The organism is Nocardiopsis sp. iso_25 (genome assembly GCF_056173305.1).
This window is the reverse complement of the sequence record NZ_CM149667.1, coordinates 3,702,656-3,719,540: the sequence shown is the minus strand read 5'-3', so window position 1 is coordinate 3,719,540 and position 16,885 is coordinate 3,702,656. Positions and strand designations below refer to the sequence as shown.

General features: G+C 73.8%; 15 protein-coding genes. 10 read left to right on the top strand and 5 right to left on the bottom strand.

What is annotated here, in order from left to right; translation table 11 throughout:
- The first annotated feature begins 82 nt into the window (after nt 1-82).
- The 7 genes from paaA to AC0VX6_RS16125 all read left to right on the top strand — a co-directional run bounded on the left by paaA (nt 83) and on the right by AC0VX6_RS16125 (nt 6,726).
- Nucleotides 83-1,057 (top strand): 1,2-phenylacetyl-CoA epoxidase subunit PaaA, encoded by a 975-nt coding sequence (paaA, locus tag AC0VX6_RS16155; RefSeq protein WP_475464997.1) that lies wholly within the window; start codon nt 83-85, stop codon nt 1,055-1,057.
- The gene (gene paaB / locus AC0VX6_RS16150) at nt 1,054-1,371 is read left to right on the top strand and encodes a 1,2-phenylacetyl-CoA epoxidase subunit PaaB (protein ID WP_061082429.1); all 318 of its coding nucleotides are present in this window, start codon (nt 1,054-1,056) and stop codon (nt 1,369-1,371) included. The genes paaA and paaB overlap by 4 nt, the downstream gene beginning before the upstream one ends.
- A 43-nt stretch (nt 1,372-1,414) precedes the next feature.
- Nucleotides 1,415-2,293, top strand: coding sequence for a 1,2-phenylacetyl-CoA epoxidase subunit PaaC (gene paaC, locus AC0VX6_RS16145; RefSeq protein WP_274973524.1), 879 nt, complete (start codon nt 1,415-1,417; stop codon nt 2,291-2,293).
- Nucleotides 2,287-2,796 (top strand): 1,2-phenylacetyl-CoA epoxidase subunit PaaD, encoded by a 510-nt coding sequence (gene paaD / locus AC0VX6_RS16140; RefSeq protein WP_475464995.1) that lies wholly within the window; start codon nt 2,287-2,289, stop codon nt 2,794-2,796. The genes paaC and paaD overlap by 7 nt, the downstream gene beginning before the upstream one ends.
- Nucleotides 2,797-2,798: 2 nt before the next feature.
- Nucleotides 2,799-3,902, top strand: a complete 1,104-nt coding sequence (gene paaE, locus AC0VX6_RS16135; RefSeq protein ID WP_475464993.1) for a 1,2-phenylacetyl-CoA epoxidase subunit PaaE — start codon at nt 2,799-2,801, stop codon at nt 3,900-3,902.
- Entirely contained in the window at nt 3,899-4,306 is a 408-nt protein-coding gene (gene paaI / locus AC0VX6_RS16130; protein WP_013153503.1) for a hydroxyphenylacetyl-CoA thioesterase PaaI, read from the top strand. The genes paaE and paaI overlap by 4 nt, the downstream gene beginning before the upstream one ends.
- 161 nt (nt 4,307-4,467) lie before the next feature.
- Nucleotides 4,468-6,726, top strand: coding sequence for a serine/threonine-protein kinase (locus AC0VX6_RS16125; RefSeq protein WP_475464991.1), 2,259 nt, complete (start codon nt 4,468-4,470; stop codon nt 6,724-6,726).
- A gap of 118 nt (nt 6,727-6,844) precedes the next feature.
- On the opposite strand, the gene AC0VX6_RS16120 is transcribed toward AC0VX6_RS16125, so the two are convergent.
- From AC0VX6_RS16120 to AC0VX6_RS16110, 3 genes are all read right to left on the bottom strand, one after another.
- Nucleotides 6,845-8,047 carry an MFS transporter gene (locus tag AC0VX6_RS16120; protein WP_274973520.1) on the bottom strand — a complete coding sequence of 401 codons (1,203 nt, stop codon included), beginning with the start codon at nt 8,045-8,047 and terminating at the stop codon, nt 6,845-6,847.
- 365 nt (nt 8,048-8,412) lie between these two features.
- Nucleotides 8,413-9,432 carry a LacI family DNA-binding transcriptional regulator gene (locus tag AC0VX6_RS16115; protein WP_475464989.1) on the bottom strand — a complete coding sequence of 340 codons (1,020 nt, stop codon included), beginning with the start codon at nt 9,430-9,432 and terminating at the stop codon, nt 8,413-8,415.
- Between the two features lie 138 nt (nt 9,433-9,570).
- Nucleotides 9,571-11,013: an amidohydrolase family protein gene (locus tag AC0VX6_RS16110; RefSeq protein ID WP_475464987.1), complete on the bottom strand. Its 1,443-nt coding sequence runs from the start codon at nt 11,011-11,013 to the stop codon at nt 9,571-9,573.
- A 644-nt stretch (nt 11,014-11,657) separates the two neighbouring features.
- Between AC0VX6_RS16110 and AC0VX6_RS16105 the strand changes: the two genes are divergently transcribed.
- Nucleotides 11,658-12,032, top strand: coding sequence for an ADP-ribosylation/crystallin J1 (locus tag AC0VX6_RS16105; RefSeq protein ID WP_274973517.1), 375 nt, complete (start codon nt 11,658-11,660; stop codon nt 12,030-12,032).
- Between the two features lie 119 nt (nt 12,033-12,151).
- On the opposite strand, the gene AC0VX6_RS16100 is transcribed toward AC0VX6_RS16105, so the two are convergent.
- Nucleotides 12,152-12,310, bottom strand: coding sequence for a hypothetical protein (locus AC0VX6_RS16100; RefSeq protein WP_475464985.1), 159 nt, complete (start codon nt 12,308-12,310; stop codon nt 12,152-12,154).
- Nucleotides 12,311-12,590: 280 nt separating this feature from the next.
- Between AC0VX6_RS16100 and AC0VX6_RS16095 the strand changes: the two genes are divergently transcribed.
- The gene (locus tag AC0VX6_RS16095; RefSeq protein ID WP_475464984.1) at nt 12,591-13,700 is read left to right on the top strand and encodes an LLM class flavin-dependent oxidoreductase; all 1,110 of its coding nucleotides are present in this window, start codon (nt 12,591-12,593) and stop codon (nt 13,698-13,700) included.
- Nucleotides 13,701-13,810: 110 nt separating this feature from the next.
- Here AC0VX6_RS16095 and AC0VX6_RS16090 read toward each other — a convergent pair whose 3' ends face one another.
- Complete coding sequence (locus AC0VX6_RS16090) at nt 13,811-15,409, bottom strand: BCCT family transporter (protein WP_475464982.1); 1,599 nt, start codon at nt 15,407-15,409, stop codon at nt 13,811-13,813.
- A gap of 417 nt (nt 15,410-15,826) precedes the next feature.
- On the opposite strand from AC0VX6_RS16090, the gene AC0VX6_RS16085 reads away from it, so the two are divergent.
- Complete coding sequence (locus AC0VX6_RS16085; RefSeq protein WP_475464980.1) at nt 15,827-16,747, top strand: helix-turn-helix domain-containing protein; 921 nt, start codon at nt 15,827-15,829, stop codon at nt 16,745-16,747.
- Nucleotides 16,748-16,885: the final 138 nt, after the last annotated feature.

Sequence of the window (16,885 nt, the reverse complement as noted above, 5' to 3'; positions counted from 1 at the left end):
CCCGGCGGACTTGCCCGGGCGGGGGAATCCGGGGATACTAATTACTGACCGAACGTTCGGTTATGAATGAGGTGAGGAACCAGTGAGCACCCAGACGGTCCGGGAGGCGTCTCCCGACGCCGAACTCCTCCAGGCCGAGTTCGACGCCAGGATCGCCGCCGACCAGCGCATCGAGCCGCGCGACTGGATGCCCGAGGGCTACCGCAGGACGCTCGTGCGCCAGGTCTCCCAGCACGCGCACTCGGAGATCATCGGCATGCAGCCCGAGGGCGACTGGATCGCCTCCGCGCCCAGCCTGCGGCGCAAGGCCATCCTGCTGGCCAAGGTCCAGGACGAGGCCGGACACGGGCTGTACCTGTACGCCGCCGCCGAGACCCTGGGCGTGGACCGCGCCGACCTGACCGAGCGCCTCATCGAGGGCCGCCAGAAGTACTCCTCGATCTTCAACTACCCGTCGCTGACCTTCGCCGACGTGGGCGTCATCGGCTGGCTCGTGGACGGAGCCGCGATCTGCAACCAGGTCCCGCTGTGCCGCAGCTCCTTCGGCCCCTACGCCCGCGCCATGGTGCGCATCTGCAAGGAGGAGTCCTTCCACCAGCGCCAGGGCTACGAACTGCTCATGCGCATGATGGAGGGCACCCCCGAGCAGCGGGCCATGGTCCAGGACGCCGTCGACCGCTGGTGGTGGCCGTCGCTGATGATGTTCGGTCCGCCCGACGCCGACTCGCCCAACACGCAGCAGTCCATGGCCTGGGGCATCAAGCGCGACACCAACGACGACCTGCGCCAGAAGTTCGTGGACATGACCGTCCCCCAGGCCGAGAAACTCGGCGTCACCCTGCCCGACCCCGAGCTGGTCTGGAACGCCGAGCGCGGCCACCACGACTTCGGCGAGCCCGACTGGGTGGAGTTCAAGCAGGTCGTCTCCGGCGCCGGGCCCAAGAACGCCGAGCGCGTCCAGCGCCGCCGGGCCGCCCACGAGAAGGGCGCGTGGGTGCGCGAGGCCGCCACCGCCTACGCCCGCAAGCACACCAGCGCCGAGGAGGCAGCGGTATGAGCGACGACAGCACGGCCGGTTCCGGAGCGGCCCGCCCCGAGTGGCCGCTCTACGAGGTCTTCGTGCGCGGCAAGCGCGGCCTCAACCACGTCCACGTGGGCTCGCTGCACGCCCCCGACGACCACATGGCCCTGCACAACGCCCGCAACCTCTACACCCGCCGCAACGAGGGCGTGAGCATCTGGGTGGTGCGCGCCGAGCACATCGCCGCCTCCAGCCCCGACGAGAAGGACCCCTACTTCGCGCCCAGCGGGGACAAGGTCTACCGCCACCCGACGTTCTACCCCATCCCCGAGGACGTCCCGCACATCTAGGGCGGCGGCACGACCGGCGCACACGAGGCCAAAGGAAACGACATTGAGTGGCGACCACATCTACTCGGCCCTGAGCGAGGAGCACGGCGGCGACACCCGCTGGGCCTTCGGCACCGGCTTCACCGACGCCCTCGCCGGGGTGGACACCACCCTGCCCGAGGGGATCGACGGAGCCGACCTGGCGCTGTACTGCCAGATGCTCGGCGACGACGCGCTCGTCCAGGCCCAGCGGCTCGTCCACTGGGTGACCGACGCCCCCGAGCTGGAGGAGGAGGTGGCGCTGGCCAACATCGCCCTGGACCTGCTCGGCCAGGCCCGCCTGCTGCTGGCCCGCGCCGGACAGGCCGACGGCACCGGACGCGACGAGGACGCCTTCGCCTACCGGCGCGGCCCCGCCGAGTTCCGCAACGTCCACCTGGCCGAGGCGCCCCGCGGCGACTTCGCCCGCGCCGTCGTCACCCTGCTGACGCTCTCCAGCGCCCGCCTGGCCGTGTTCGCCCGCCTGGCCGACAGCCGCGACCCCGTGCTGGCCGCCGTCGCGGCCAAGGCGGTCAACGAGCTGGCCTACCACCGCGAGTACGCGGTCTCCTGGGCCCTGCGCCTGGGCGACGGCACCCCCTACTCCCGCGAGCGCATGACCGCCGCCGTCGCCCAGGTGTGGCCGCTCACCGGCGAGCTGTTCGCCACCCACCCCGTCGAGGCCCGCATGGCCCGGCAGGGCGTGGGCGTGGACCCTGCCACCGTGCGCGAGGAGGTGCACGCCGTCCTGGCCCGGGTGCTCACCACCGCGAGCCTGGACGCCCCCGGGCCCTTCCCCGCGTCGGCCCTGGCCGGACGCCGGGGACAGCACACCGCCGAACTGGCCCCCCTGCTGGACGAACTCCAGAAGGTGGCCCGCGAGCACCCGGAGGCGACATGGTGACCACCACACGCGAGCGCGCCGAGCGCGCCGCCGCCGCGGTCACCGACCCCGAGCTGCCCATGCTCACCCTGGCCGACCTCGGCATCCTGCGCCGCGTGGAGGTCGAGGGCGACGGGACGGCCGCGGTGTGGATCACCCCCACCTACTCGGGCTGCCCGGCCCTGGCCGAGATGCGCGCGGACGTGGACCGCGCCGTGCGCGCCGCCGGGTTCGACCGGGTCGAGGTGCGCACCGAGCTCTCCCCGCCCTGGACCACCGACTGGATCACCGCCGAGGGCAGGCGCAAGCTCGCCGAGAACGGCATCTCCCCGCCGGGCGGCGCGCCCGCGCGGGCCGCCGGACCGGTGCCGCTGACCCTGCTGCCCACCCGCACCGCCCCGCGCTGCCCGCTGTGCGGGTCCGGCCGGACCGAGGAGCTGTCCCGCTTCGGGGCGACCTCCTGCAGGTCCCTGCACCGATGCCGGTCCTGCCTCGAACCGTTCGAGCACGTCAAGGAGATCTGACCGTGACCACACCCGTCACCGAGACCGCGCCCGCGGCCGCGCGCCGCCGGGGCGCGTTCCACCGGCTGCGCGTGGCCGCCGTCGAGCGCCTGTGCGACGACGCCGTCGCCGTCACCTTCGACGTCCCCGACCACCTGGCCGAGGAGTACGCGTTCGCCCCCGGGCAGTCGCTGACCCTGCGCCGGGAGGTGGACGGCGTGGAGGAGCGCCGCAGCTACTCCGTGTGCGCCCCCGTCGGCCAGGCTCCCCGCGTGGGCGTGCGCCTGGTCTCGGGCGGCCTGTTCTCCAACTGGCTGGTCAACGAGGTGCGCCCCGGCGACGAGGTGGAGGTGGGCGCGCCCACCGGCCGGTTCGTCCCCGACCTGGACACCGCCGCACGCCACGTCATGGTCGCCGCCGGTTCGGGCATCACCCCGGTGCTGTCCATGGCCTCCTCGCTGCTGCGCCGCACCGACTCGCGCGTCACCCTGCTCTACGGCAACCGCCGCAGCGACACGGTGATGTTCGCCGACGAGATCGCCGACCTCAAGGACGCCTTCGGAACGCGCTTCGAGCTGGTGCACGTGCTCTCCCGCGAGCCGCGCGAGGCCGAGCTGTTCACCGGGCGCCTGGACGGCGCCAAGCTGGAGGCGCTGCTGGACACGGTCGTGGCCGCGGACGCCGTCGACCACTGGTGGCTGTGCGGACCGTACGGCATGGTCACCGACGCCCAGGAGGTGCTCACGGGCCGGGGCGTGCCGGGGGAGCGGATCCACCAGGAGCTGTTCTTCGTGGAGGGCGCGGAGCCGCCGCCCCAGGCGCGCCACGAGGAGCCCGGAGTGGAGGGGCCCGCCAGCGAGGTGACCCTCGTGCTGGACGGGCGCACCACCACCCTGACGCTGCCGCGAGGGGTGCCCGTGCTGGACGCCGCGCAGCGTTACCGGCCCGACCTGCCCTTCGCCTGCAAGGGCGGGGTGTGCGGCACCTGCCGGGTGATGGTGTGCGAGGGAGAGGTGCGGATGCTGCGCAACTACGCGCTCACCGAGGCCGAGGTGAAGGCGGGGTACGCGCTGTCCTGCCAGGCGCTGCCCGAGACCGACGCCGTGACCGTGGACTACGACGCGTGAGCGCGCGCAACGAGACCGCCTGGCGGATGTTCGAGGCGGACATGGCGTCCAAGAACCTGGGGATGCGCCTGGTCGAGGCCAGCGACGGGCTGGCGGTCGTGGAGATGACCGTGGGGCCGCTGATGCTCAACGGGCACGGGATCGCCCACGGCGGGTTCGTGTTCACCCTGGCCGACACCGCGTTCGCGTGCGCGTGCAACGTGGACGGGGGAGGGGTGACCGTGGCCTCCGGGGCGGACGTGACCTTCGTGGCCCCGGCGAAGGAGGGCGACGTGCTGGTGGCCACCGCGAGGGAGCGGGCGCTGTTCGGCCGCAGCGGTCTGTACGACGTCACGGTGCGCCGGGGCGAGGAGGTCGTCGCCGAGTTCCGGGGCCGCAGCCGCACACTGCCCCCGCGCGGTTAGCCGCCGGGGAGAGCCGGGCACGGGGCCGGGTCCGCGAGAGCGGTCCCGGCCCCTCCCTCGTCCACTCCTTCCGCCGGGCAGGGGGCGCGAACACCCGGGGACGATCGCGCGTCCCACGGGTGTACGGAGGGCGCCGTCCTCCGCCGCACGAGAAGGCCCCCATGACCGTCACGCCCGCCCCCGTTCCCCCGCCGCCCCGCGACACCGGCCTCCCGCCCGGCCTCAAGCCCCTGGAGAAGGACGACCCGCGAACGCTCGGCCCCTACCGGATCGTGGGGCGGATCGGCGCGGGCGGCATGGGCGCCGTCTACGGCGGAATCGACGGCGGCGGGCGGTGTGTGGCCGTCAAGACCGTGCACGCCCGCTTCGCGCGCGGGCGCGGCCACCGCGAGGCCTTCGCCCGCGAGGTGGACATGCTGGCCCGCGCCCGGGGCGTGAGCACCGCGCGGCTGTACGACGCCGACACCACGGCGCGCGTGCCCTGGCTCGCCTTCGACTACGTCCCCGGCCGGAACCTGCGCGCCCACGTGCGCGCCCTCGGTCCCCTGGAGGGGGAGATGCTGCGCGCGTTCGCGTCGGGCACCGCCGAGGGCCTGGCCGCTCTGCACTCCGCCGGGATCGCGCACCGCGACATCAAACCCGGCAACGTCATCCTGTCCCCGGACGGGCCCAAGATCGTCGACTTCGGCATCGCCACCGCCGTCGGCACCCGGCGCGCGAACGACCTGGGCGCCTCCTGCGGCACCCCCGGCTGGGTGGCGCCCGAACGCTACACCGGCGCGGCCGCCGACCCGGCCGCCGACCCGGCCGCCGACGTGTTCGCCTGGGGCGCCCTGGTGGCGCTCGCGGCCACCGGGCGCGAACCCTTCGGCCGCGGCACCCCCGAACAACTGCGTCAGCGGGTCACCGCCGGACGGCACGACCTGGCGGGCGTGCCCGACGACGTCCTGCCGCTGGTGGAGGCCGCCCTGGCCACCGACCCCGCGCGGCGCCCGCGCGCGGTCGAGCTCATGCGCGCCCTGCTGCCCGAACCCGAGGAGGTCGGCCTGAGCGGACGCGGCGGCCCGGTCCCGGCCGCCGAGACCCTGCGCGCCCTGCTGCGCGGCTACTGGCGCGGGGTCGACTCCGCGGGGCACGACCCCGCCGCGTGGGCGACCGCCGTGGGCGTGCTCTCCGCGGCCGGGATCACCGCCGGCGCGCTGGGGGGTGCTGGGACCGGTACGGGCGCGGGCGGGGCCGCGGCCGGTACCGGCGGGGCGGCGGGGGCCGCGACCGGAGGAACCACGGCGGCGGGGACTACCGGCGGCGCCCTCAGCGCCCTGGCCGGGTCCAAGGCGGCGGTGGCCGGTGCGGGCGTGCTGGTCGCCGCCGGGCTCGCGACCGGCGGGTACGTGGTCTACGACCGGGTCGGCGGTGCCCCCGCGGAGGCCGTCACCGCCGCCGCGACCACCCTGGAGGAGGGCGGCGGGTTCGTGGTCGGGGTCGAGCGCCGCTTCAGCGACGCGCACGCCGAGGAGGTCGCCGCGCGGACAGGCCAGGCGGTCGAGGCGGTGCTGGAGGAGAGCACGGCCACCGTCGAGTACCGCTACGCGGCCGACCGCGACGTCTTCCTGGCCAGCGGCGAGGTGATGGGGCAGGGGTCCGTCGCGGCCGCCGACAGCGGCGGACGGCTGTACGTGTACGGGCCCGCCCTGGCGGAGGGCGAGGCCTCCGACCCGGTGGACCCCGCGTGGGAGGCCACCGCCGATGACCTGGGGCCCGAGCTGGTCACCGGCCCCCTGCGCGCCATGGCGGAGTCGGAGGAGCTGGAGGCGGGCGGAGCCGGGGAGGAGGGCGGCCGGGTGTACACCGGTCCGCTCACGTCCCGGCTCGTGGTGGACGGCGAGGTGGTCGAGGAGGACGCGGAGGGCTCCGTGGAGGTCGACGAGCGGGGCGGCCCGGTGCGGATGGAGTACGCCGGAGCCCTGTGGCGGGTGCGGGCCGACTTCACCGGGGTCGGCGGCCCCGTGGAGGTGGCCGACCCCCAACAGGGGCAGGAGTCCGGCGGCGGACGCCTGGAGGTGCTCCACGCGCCCGCCTGCGGGGAGATCGGCCTCTACGGCCGTACGTGGCGGGTGCGCGCGGAGGCGTGGGAGATGTCCTGCGACCGCGCCATGGAGACGGCGGGGCTGCTGGAGACGGGGAGCGAACGGGTGGAGACCCCCATCGGGTACAACGGCACCGGCGTGGTCACCTACCTCGTGGACGGCGAGATCGCGTGCACGGGGGTGCGGGAGGAGGTCCCCGGACGCCCCGGTGCGGAGTCCCCCTGGTCGCTGATCAGCTGCACGCCCGCCACCGTCCTCGGCCAGAGCGAGTTCGGCTGGGAGGAACTGGAGTTCGCCGAGTCGACCCTCATCGGGTTCGTCCGGGTGGCATAGGCGGACGGCCGGGCCCGGACGGCGTGGACCTTCGTCGAGGTCCTGCGCCGCCCCGTTCCCGGCCCGAGGACACGTCCGGCCGAAGGCCCGGGAACGGGGCTTCCTCCCGGTCCCGGGCTCAGTGCAGGGCGCTGGGCTCCGGGGCCGCCACCGCCCGGTCCCCGCGGTCGCGCCGCCGCCCCGGGCGGTCCAGGGCGCCCGCGAACACCGCGATGCCCAGGCCCACTACGGCCAGCACCGCGCCGATCGCGGCCGGAGAGGTGTACCCCAGACCCGCGCTGATCCCGATCCCGCCCAGCCAGGCCCCGGCGGCGTTGGCCAGGTTGAACGCCGAGTGGTTGGAGGCCGCCGCCATCGTCGGCGCCTCGGCGGCCTTGTTCATCACCAGCACCTGGAGCGGGGTGGCCACGCCGAACCCCACCGCGCCCAGGACCACCACCGTCACCGCGGCCGTCCAGGGGTTGTGCACGGTCACCGTGAACACCACCAGCACCACCGCCAGCGCGGCCAGCGACCCGTAGATCGTCGGGCGCAGCGCCCGGTCGGCCAGGGGGCCCACGATCAGCGAACCCAGGGTCATGCCGGTGCCGAACAACGCCAGGACGATCGGCACGCCGGACGCGGACATGCCCGCCAGCTCCGTCATCATCGGCGAGACGTAGCTGTAGACGGCGAACACCCCGGCGAACCCGAAGACCGCCGTGACCAGGCCCAGGACGACCTGGGAGCGGCCCAGTTCGCGCATCTCGTGGCGCAGGCCCGTACCGGCGGCCGCGGGCTGGTGCGGCACGAACGCCGCGACGCCGAGCACGGCGAGCAGGGCGATCCCGGCCACGACCAGGAACGCCGCGTGCCAGCCCATCGCCTGGCCCAGGAAGGTGCCCGCGGGCACGCCGACAATGTTGGCCACGGTCAGGCCGAGGAACATCCGCGAGACGCCCGTGGCCCGCCGACCCGGACCGGCCAGGTGCGCCGCGACCAGCGAGCCCACCCCCAGGTAGGCGCCGTGGGGCAGCCCGGCCAGGACCCGCGAGGCGAACACGGCGCCGAAGGACGGGGCCAGGACGGTGGCGAGGTTGCCCGCCAGGAAGAGCCCCATGAAGACCAGCAGGGCCGTCTTGCGGGGCAGCCGCGTGCTCAGCGCGGTGAGCAGCGGGGCGCCGACCACCACGCCCAGGGCGTAGGCGGAGATGAGGTATCCGGCGGTCGGAACCGACACGTCGAGGTCGGCGGCGACCTCGGGCAGCAGTCCCATGATCACGAACTCGGTGGTGCCGATGGCGAACGCGCCGACGGCGAGGGCGAGCAGGGCCAGAGGCATGGGTGGGTCCCCTTCGAAGGGTCGGTCGGGGTTCACGGGCACCGGGCGCGGCGGGCCGCGGGGTTGCGGGCTTCCCGGGGCCCGGCGGGGCCGGATGACAGCGGAGGGTGATTTGGCACGTGCCAAATCCAGTGTCGGACTTTTCCGGACCTGTGCCAACCGTCCGCGCGTGTGATGTGGCTCTTAACGGTGCGCCCACCCGCGGGAACGCTGCGGACCACCGGTCGCACGCGCCACGGCAGCACCCGCTGCCGTGGAGGAACGCGGTCACCCCGCCCACAGGCCTCGCGCGCCGGGCCGTGCCCCGCCGCCGCGCGGGTACCGGAGCGAACCACCGGCCACGGGCGTCCCGGGCCGGAGGGGCCTCAGCGCGGGGGAGCGGTGCTGCCGCGCACCGTCAGGGAGGGCTCCAGCAGCAGGTGCCTGCTCTCGGTGCGCCCGCCGTCCAGGCGCTCGGACGCGGACTCCACCGCGAGCCGCGCCATGCGCGCCGCGTCCTGGCGCACCGACGTGAGCTGGAGGAAGGACAGCCGGGCGGTCCGGCTGTCGTCGTAGCCCACCACCGAGACGTCCCCGGGCACGCCCACCCCGGCGCGGACCAGGGTCGCCAGCAGCCCGAACGCGCACAGGTCGTTGGCCGCGACCACGGCCGTGGGCAGGGCCTCCCGTGCCAGGAGCACCCGCGCCGCCCGCGCGCCCGCCTCCTCGGAGTAGTCCCCCGGCAGGACCTCGACGCGCCCGCCCAGGCCGTACCCGCGCATCGCCTCGGCGTAGCCCCGCGAGCGCTCACCGGCCCCCGGGAGCCCGCCGCCGTCGACGTGCACGATGTCCCGGTGGCCCAGCTCCACCAGGTGCCCGACGGCCTGGCCCACGCCCACGGCGTCGTCCGTGCCCACGCTGTCGGTTCCCTCCGCGCCGGTGCGCTGGCCGATCTCCACCACGGGAACCCGTTCGGCGACCCGCGCCAGGTCCGCGGGGGCCTCCGCGGACAGGCCGATCAGGATCAGCGCCTCGCAGCGCAGCCCCACCAGTTCGTCGATCGCCTCGCGTTCGCTGCGCGTGCTGGCCATCGCGCTCAGCACCACGCCGTACCCGAGTTCGGCGGCGGCCGGGTAGAGCTCCTCGACCAGGTGGGCGTCCATCGGGTACTCCAGACCGAAGAGCACGCCCACCTGGCGGCTGCGCGCCCGGCGCAGCAGCCGTGCGGCGGTGTCGGCCCGGTACCCCAGCTCCTCGGCGGCGCGCAGGACCCGCTCCCGGGTCCGCGCGCTCGGGCCCGGGCGGTCGCCCAGCACCAGCGAGACCAGCTGCCGCGAGACCCCCAGGTGCGCGGCCACGTCGGCCATCGTCGGGTGCCGATGGGCGCCCGCCCCGTTCTCCGACATCTGCCTCCTCCGGTTCGCGCCGCCGCCCGGCGTCCTCCCGGGGGGAGGACGCCGCGCCTCATGGCCCGGCCGCCGACGCCTCCGGACCGGCCGGGACCCACATTCTGGCACCGGCCGGTCTCCGCGCGGGCGCCGCGCTCACCGCCCGCGGGTGCCGGAGTCGCGGTAGTCGGTGTAGGTGTAGGGATTGTCCAGCACCTTGGACTCGGGGATGTCGGGGTTCATCCCCTCGGTCCAGGCCTCCTCCCCGACCGAGGCGCGCAGGTGCTCGACGGTGGACTCCACGCCGCGGCGCACGGCCGCCAGGTCCACGCCCACCAGCCGGTGCTCGTGCTTGACCACCCGGCCGTCCACCAGGACCGTGTGCACGTCGGCGCGCTGGGCCTGGAGGGCGATGTGGCCGTAGGGGTTGAGCAGGGGAAAGGACACGGGCGAGTCGTCGTTGCGGATCAGCACGAGGTCGGCCTTGGCGCCGGGCGCGATCCGGCCCAGGTCGTCGCGGCCCAGGGCGGCGGCCCCGCCCCGGGTGGCCCACTCCACCACCTGGTCGGCGCGCAGGGCGCTGTGGGTGACGGTGTCGCTGCGCCCGTGCGCCTCCTGGTGCTCGCGGGCCCGGTCGGCGCCCAGGGTGGCGCGCATGGCGCTGAACAGGTCCCCGCTCTGCCACACGCTGCTGTCCACCGACAGCGACACCGGGATGCCGTGCGCGCGCATCGCCCAGGTGGGCGGGTAGCCCTGACCGGCGCTCTGCTCGCTCTCGGTGGAGACCGACACCGACCCGCCGGTGGCGGCGATGCGCTGGTAGGAGTCCGCGGACAGGGAGGCGCCGTGCACGTACACCGTCTCGGGCCCCATGAAGCCGTGCTCGTGCATGAGCCGGACGCCGTCGTCGCCCGTGGCGCCCCACACCCCGGCGTGGGTGGTGACGGCCAACCCCAGGTCGCGGGCGGCCTCGAAGGCGGGCCTCTCGGGGAACTCCGGGTCACCGGTGACGTCGAAGGCGATCTGGAGGCCCAGCATGTCGTTGCTCCGGTGGCGTTCGACGAAGGCGCGCAGGTCGGGGCTGGCGGCCCACTCGGCGGGCGCCCGCTGGATGTCGCCGTAGGCCAGGACGTGGCGGCCGGGGACCGACAGCAGCGCGTCGGCGGCCGCGTCGGCGTGTTCGGGGGTCTGGAGTCCGTGCGACCAGTCCACGACGGTGGTGACCCCGGCCTCCAGGGCCTCCACGGCGGCGAGTGTGTTCCCCGCGTGCACGTCGGCGGGGCGGAACCGCGTGCCGTGTTCGAGGTAGTACCAGACGAAGTACTGGGCGAGGGTCCAGTCGGCCCCGTAGCCCCGCATGGCGGTCTGCCACATGTGGCGGTGGGTGTCGATCATGCCGGGCATGACCAGGCCGCCGGAGGCGTCGATCTCCGCGGTGCCGTCGGGCACCGGCAGGCGCGGTCCCACGGCGGCCACGCGGTCGTCGACGACCAGGACGTCGGTGTCGGTCAGGACCGTGCGCGCCTCGTCCATGGGCAGCACCGTGCCGCCGCGCAGCACCACCGGTCGGCCCCGGGGGAACTCGTTCGGTCTGTTCAAGGAGGGCTCCTTCGCGGTGTGCCCCTCGCGGACCGGTCCGGGCTTCCGCCGCCGGGGCCCACCGCGCGGTCGTGCGGCGGGCACGCCCTCGGCGGCCGCCGGTGCCGGGAGGAAGGGGGACGGACCGGTGCGGCCCGGCGTGTGGGGACGGCCGGGCGCCCGGAGGGGCGGGATGCGTGTGTTCTCCCACTGTGTCACTTCTGGTGACCGTGGGGTGCCAAAGACCGTTCGGGCGCGGGCGGACCGCGGGCCCAGTGGGGGAGAGGGGGAAAGGCCCCGGACATGGCTGTGGCCCGCGTCCCCCAACGCGGGCCACAGCGGGCGCGGCCAGGATGCACTGAGTGCGGTCTGGCCGCTGGGAAGGCGGATGTAGCGGCTGAGTACGTGCCGGAAACCCCCATTGCCGACACGAGCGCTGACATCCGCGCATGGATTGTGGTGTGCGCCTCACAGGACCTGCGGGTCGGGTGCGGGTGGTGGGGATCGGGGTCGGTCTGGGGCGCTTCACCTGTAAGAACGCTTCGTCTGTAGGAGGTGTTCCCGCTGGACGGACCGATTTTCGGATCGTCCGGTAAAAAGCGGGTGCGGACTGTCCCCGCTCTTCCTAAGCTCCTGACCACGCCCTACCCAAGGAGGCGGTTCCCATGCCCGCGACCCTCACCCTGTGGCGGCCCACCGGGCCCGCGGAACTCGCCCTGGTCGGGGATTCCGGCTGGCGGGAGTGGCCGCCGCGCCTGCCCGGGCAGGCGATCTTCTACCCCGTGCTCAACGAGGACTACGCGGTGCGCATCGCCCGCGAGTGGAACCTGCCACGCGACGGCGAGGGGCACGTCACACGCTTTCGCGTGGACGCGGACTTCGCCTCCCGCTATCCGGTGCGGCGGGCCGACGGGCGCACGATCCTGGAGCTGTGGGTGCCCGCCGGGGAGCTGGCCGTGTTCGACGCCCACATCGTCGGTCCGATCGAGCTGGTGCGCTCTTTCCCGCCCGGGCACCCCGGGGGCCTGGTCCCCGCCTGAGCGGGCCGTAGCCGGGACGAAGCGGCGCACGGCCGACCGCCGGGGCGGTCCCGCCGGAGGGGGACCGCCCCGGCGCGGAGGCCCATCGCGGCCGTGCGGCCGCAGCTCGGGCCCGGAACTCAGGCCCGGGTGTCGGTGACGACGAGCAGGTCGGGGTCGACGTCGGTGAGGGCGGTCATGACGTCGCTGAGCGCGTCGGCGAGCACCACGGGGTCGCGGTCGGTCCGGTCTCGGTCCTGGTGGGGAAGGCGGCGTCGGGGATCGAGGGTGGTGGCCATGGGGCTGCGGGCGCGCGGGCCGGGGGTGTGCGCCCTCCTCCTTCACGTGTTCAGCCGTTCCGGTCGCCGTGACGCCCGGTGACCGTGCCGTTGTCGGCTTTTCCAGGGATACCAGGGGAGAGTGACATTCGGTGGATACGGAGCGTGCCTGTGGATGAACGCGGGCCCACCGGGCGTTGCGCGCGGGGAAGCGAAGGGGAATGCGGGGCGGCTCCGGGGCGTTCCGCATGATAGTTTAATCGGAAACTACTTCTTTGGAAGATACCTAGGGGAGCGGGCCATGCAGTTCGGAATCTTCTCGGTGAGCGACGTGACCACCGACCCCACCACCGGCCGTACGCCGACCGAGGCCGAGCGCGTCAAGGCGATGGTGACCATCGCGCTCAAGGCCGAGGAGGTGGGCCTGGACGTCTTCGCCACCGGCGAGCACCACAACCCGCCCTTCGTGGCCTCCTCACCGACCACGATGCTCGGCTACATCGCGGCCCGGACCGACAGGCTCATCCTGTCCACCTCCACCACGCTGATCACCACCAACGACCCGGTCAAGATCGCCGAGGACTTCGCCATGCTCCAGCACCTGGCCGACGGCCGGGTGGATCTGATGATGGGCCGCGGCAACACCGGCCCCGTCTACCCCTGGTTCGGCCAGGACATCCGCCAGGGCATCCCGCTGGCACTGGAGAACTACAACCTGCTGCACCGGCTCTGGCGCGAGGACGTGGTGGACTGGGAGGGCAAGTTCCGCACCCCGCTGCAGGGCTTCACCTCCACCCCCCGCCCCCTGGACGGCGTGCCCCCCTTCGTCTGGCACGGCTCCATCCGCAGCCCCGAGATCGCCGAGCAGGCCGCCTTCTACGGGGACGGCTTCTTCCACAACAACATCTTCTGGTCCGCCACGCACACCAAGAAGCTCATCTCGCTCTACCGCCGCCGCTTCGAGCACTACGGCCACGGCAAAGCAGAGCAGGCCGTCGTCGGCCTGGGCGGACAGGTGTTCATGCGCAAGAACTCCCAGGACGCGGTGAAGGAGTTCCGCCCCTACTTCGACAACGCGCCGGTCTACGGCGGCGGCCCCTCCCTGGAGGAGTTCACCCGCGAGACCCCGCTGACCGTCGGCAGTCCGCAGGAGGTCATCGACCGCACGCTGACCTTCCGCGACTCCTTCGGCGACTACCAGCGCCAGCTCTTCCTCATGGACCACGCGGGCCTGCCGCTCAAGACGGTCCTGGAGCAGCTGGACCTGCTCGGCGAGGAGGTCGTTCCGGTGCTGCGCAAGGAGTTCGCCAGGAGCCGGCCCGCGCACGTGCCCGACGCGCCCACCCACGCCTCGCTGCTCGCCGCCAAGGAGGAGGCGGCCACCGCACCCGGCGGGGACGGCCAGCGGTAGGACGACCACTCCGGCCCGGGCCGCGGACGCGAGTACGTCCGCGGCCCGGGCCCCGCCGTGTCAGGGACCCGGAAGGGGACCCGGGCGCGGCTGAACGCTGACGGCAGGCCCTAGCCGACCGGCTCCTCGGCCCGCTGCGCGTCGGCCCCGTCCCCGTCCCGTGACGGGGACGGGGCGACGATGCCCTGCTCGACCGCCATGTCGCGCAGCAGCGGGTGCGTGGTCCACAGCGTCGGCAGCATGATCAGGCCGACGGGCACCGCGGTCACCACGATGAAGGACTGCAGCGCCTGGATCCCGCCGTCCCCGACCAGCAGCAGCGCGACGGCGGCCAGGCCCATCCCCACGCACCAGAACGCGCGGACCAGGCCCGAGGGCTCGCCCTCGTGCATGCTGGAGACCGAGATGGCGTAGGACATCGAGTCGAGCGTGGACGCCAGGAAGATCAGCGCGACGATCACCGTCAGCACGCCCAGCACCGCCGTCAGCGGCAGCGCCTCCAGGATGGCCAGCGCAGCGGCGGGCAGTCCGTCCCGGGCGTAGGGGCCCGTGATGACCCCCGGGTCCTGCTTCTCCAGCCAGATGCCGGTGCCGCCCAGCGCGGTGAACCAGATCGTGGTCACCACCGTGGGCAGCACCGTCGCCCCGACGTAGATGTCGCGCACGGTGCGGCCCCGGGAGATGCGGGCGAAGAAGATCGCCATCATCGGACCGAAGCCCAGGAACCAGCCGAAGAAGAACAGGGTCCAGTACCCGAGCCACTGCTCGTCGCCCGTGTACAGGGCCATGGGCAGGAATTCCTGCGTGTGCACCACGCTCGCCTGGATGTAGAGGTCCGCGACGAAGGGCAGCGACCCCATGCCGAGGACGGCCAGGATGAGGACCAGCGCCACCCAGACGTTGGCCCGGCTCAGCAGCTGGATGCCCTTGTGGATCCCGCTCAGCACAGACACCGCGGACACCACGGTCAGGCCCAGGATGATCAGCGCCTGGACGGCGTAGGTGTCGGGCAGCCCGAAGAGCCGGCTGCAGATGTAGGAGATCTGGAGGCCGAGGAAGCCGATGGGCCCCACGGTTCCGGCCACTACGGCGAGCACGCAGCTGATGTCGACGACCGTGCCGATCCAGTGCGTACGAACACGCTCGCCCATGAGCGGCCACAGCAGGGTGCGCGGGCGCAGCGGCATGCCCTTCTCGACCCCGCGCATCATGACCAGGGTGGCCAGTGCACCGCCGATCGCCCAGCCGATGAAGCCCCAGTGCACGAAGCTCTGCGCCATCGCGACGGCGGCGGCGGAGCCCTCGTCCACCTGGTCGGCGTACTGCGGTGGAGGGGAGGAGTAGTGGGCGATGGGCTCGGCCGCCGCCCAGAACACCCCTCCGGCGGCGAGCAGGGTGGTGGTGATCATCGCGACCCAGGTAAACCGTTTGAACTCGGGCTTGCCGGAGCCCCCCATGCGCACCCGGCCGTAGCGGGAGAAGGCCAGGACGGTGATGACGACGAAGGTGGCCAGCATCAGCAGCTGCCAGTAGGCGCCGAACCAGCGCGCGGACCAGGTGAAAGCCGTGTCCACGACGGTCCCGACCGCACCGGGCGAGACGAGGGCGGCCGTGACGAAGACGGTCATGAAGACGCCGGACACGCCCATGACCCAGAAGTCGGTACGTCTGCCTCGCGCGGACGCGCGTGAGCGCAGAGTGGAGAACATGGAGTAGAGGAAGCCCCTCGAATGGAAGCACCGGCCGGGACGCGCCGCAGCCGGTATCTGAAGCTCCATGCGCTGTGCGCGCGTGGCGGCCGCCGGGAACGACCGCCCGGTCTCACGGCCAGCGCGGCAGGCGCGGCATGGAGTGGGGCGGAGCGTCGAACGCAGCCCTGCCCGGTCGCCGACGGGCACTGACGGCGGGGGACGAGGGGGAAGAGCTGTCCCCGGGTCCCACCGCGGGCGGCGCGACGACGACGTTCCACCCTATCGCAGGCCACGGCGTGTGTCCGTGTGAGGGTAAACACTGCTGACGGCTCGTCGGGAGTGGTCGGGGCCTCTTGTGGCTCGGGAGCCGTCCGCGCCGGGTCGGCGCGCGGCAGTCCGGACGCCTTACCCAGCACCGACTGCGACAATAAGGACATGTCGCCCATTTCTCCGCTTCCGGAGCGTACCGGCAGCGCATCGCCCGGGACGCCCGCGTCCTCCGGGGAGGGCGCGGGCCTGGGGGCCTGGCGGCGCGAGCCGAGCACCCTGGTGCGGCGGGCCGCCCCGCTTCCGGAGGGGGCCGCGGCGCCCTTCGTGATCATCGCGGAGTCCCACGCGCCGGGCGCCCCCGCGGAGTGGGAGCCGCACGCGCACCCCGCGCACGAACTGGTGTGGGTGCGCTGCGGGGCGCTGACCTCCCGCGTCGGCGACCGCGTCTTCACCGTCTCCGAGGGGTGCGGGCTGTGGGTGCCCGCGGGGGATGTGCACGCCGGCCGGCTGACGGCCGGAGCCGAACTCCACACCGCCTTCTTCGCCCCGGGCCGCACGCCGGTCGCCTTCGAGGGCCCCACGGCCATCGCGATGACCCCCGTGCTGGAGTCGCTGCTCATGCGTCTGGCCCGCACCGACCTGGACGCCGGGGCGCGCTCGCGCGCGGAGGCGGTCGTGTTCGACGTGCTGGAGCCGTCCCTGCCCCAGCTCGCGCTGCGCCTGCCCGGCGAGGCCCGGGCCGACGTGATCGCCGACGCCCTGTTGCGCGACCCCGCCGACGACCGCTCCCTGGAGGAGTGGGCGCGCGACCTGGGAGTCAGCCCCCGCACGGTCAGCCGGGCCTTCCGCGCCGCCACCGGGCTCTCGTTCGCGCAGTGGCGGCAGTCACTGCGCATCCACCGGGCGCTCATGCTGCTCGGCGAGGGGCGCGAGGTGCAGGACGCCGCCGAACTCCTCGGATACGCCCAGACCAGCACCTTCATCGACGCCTTCCGGCGCGTGATGGGCACCACCCCGGGGACGTACTTCGGCTCTTCCGGGGCGGTCGTTGGCCGGAATTCCGTATCCGGTGTCCGAAAGTCCTGATTGCAGCCACGGAGCGGCCGAATCTATCCTGAGTGAGTGAAGGCTAACCTAATCTCCCGATCGGGCGCCCGTGCTCGTGTTCGGCCGTATCCGCTGGTCGGACAGTGTGCGCACGCGCTCCGCGCAGTGCCGCGTCCG

Bases quoted from the DNA above. Each gene is read 5' to 3' on its own strand.
- AC0VX6_RS16090 (WP_475464982.1), bottom strand. From the start codon at position 15,409: ATGTTCTCCACTCTGCGCTCACGCGCGTCCGCGCGAGGCAGACGTACC.
- AC0VX6_RS16095 (WP_475464984.1), top strand. From the start codon at position 12,591: ATGCAGTTCGGAATCTTCTCGGTGAGCGACGTGACCACCGACCCCACC.
- AC0VX6_RS16100 (WP_475464985.1), bottom strand. From the start codon at position 12,310: ATGGCCACCACCCTCGATCCCCGACGCCGCCTTCCCCACCAGGACCGA.
- AC0VX6_RS16085 (WP_475464980.1), top strand. From the start codon at position 15,827: ATGTCGCCCATTTCTCCGCTTCCGGAGCGTACCGGCAGCGCATCGCCC.
- AC0VX6_RS16115 (WP_475464989.1), bottom strand. From the start codon at position 9,432: ATGTCGGAGAACGGGGCGGGCGCCCATCGGCACCCGACGATGGCCGAC.
- AC0VX6_RS16125 (WP_475464991.1), top strand. From the start codon at position 4,468: ATGACCGTCACGCCCGCCCCCGTTCCCCCGCCGCCCCGCGACACCGGC.
- paaB (WP_061082429.1), top strand. From the start codon at position 1,054: ATGAGCGACGACAGCACGGCCGGTTCCGGAGCGGCCCGCCCCGAGTGG.
- AC0VX6_RS16120 (WP_274973520.1), bottom strand. From the start codon at position 8,047: ATGCCTCTGGCCCTGCTCGCCCTCGCCGTCGGCGCGTTCGCCATCGGC.
- AC0VX6_RS16105 (WP_274973517.1), top strand. From the start codon at position 11,658: ATGCCCGCGACCCTCACCCTGTGGCGGCCCACCGGGCCCGCGGAACTC.
- paaD (WP_475464995.1), top strand. From the start codon at position 2,287: ATGGTGACCACCACACGCGAGCGCGCCGAGCGCGCCGCCGCCGCGGTC.